The sequence below is a fragment of the Bacillus sp. SIMBA_154 genome, assembly GCF_046536015.1.
Taxonomy (GTDB): domain Bacteria; phylum Bacillota; class Bacilli; order Bacillales; family Bacillaceae; genus Bacillus; species Bacillus pumilus_P.
In genome coordinates this window covers 1-234 of record NZ_JAWJBV010000680.1, presented here as the reverse complement: position 1 = coordinate 234, position 234 = coordinate 1, and the positions used below count along the sequence as shown (strand labels likewise).

Here is a 234-nt window from a genome sequence, read left to right as displayed (position 1 = left end):
AGCGTGTTTGGTCTTGTCGGATAGTCAAAGCTCAGCTCACGTACTTCTAGTAAATCCTGCGCTGCAATCTACTCTGTTTGATGCTCAGATGCTTCCATCCACTGTTCGATTTTCTCTTTTGCCTCGTCATCTAAGGGGAGGTGCTGTAAATTAGCTAACTGATCTCCTGGTGCGACCGGAATGCCTGCATATTTCAAGGCCTTCAGATATAATGGCTCGCGCAAATACACCGCT

The 234-nt window shown here is 47.0% G+C and carries 1 protein-coding gene; it reads right to left on the bottom strand.

All coding sequences use genetic code 11. The annotated features are described in order from the left end of the window. Nucleotides 1-68 precede the first annotated feature (68 nt). Nucleotides 69-230 (bottom strand): DUF3744 domain-containing protein, encoded by a 162-nt coding sequence (locus R0K30_RS23580; RefSeq protein WP_410613464.1) that lies wholly within the window; start codon nucleotides 228-230, stop codon nucleotides 69-71. Between the last annotated feature and the right edge of the window lie 4 nt (nucleotides 231-234).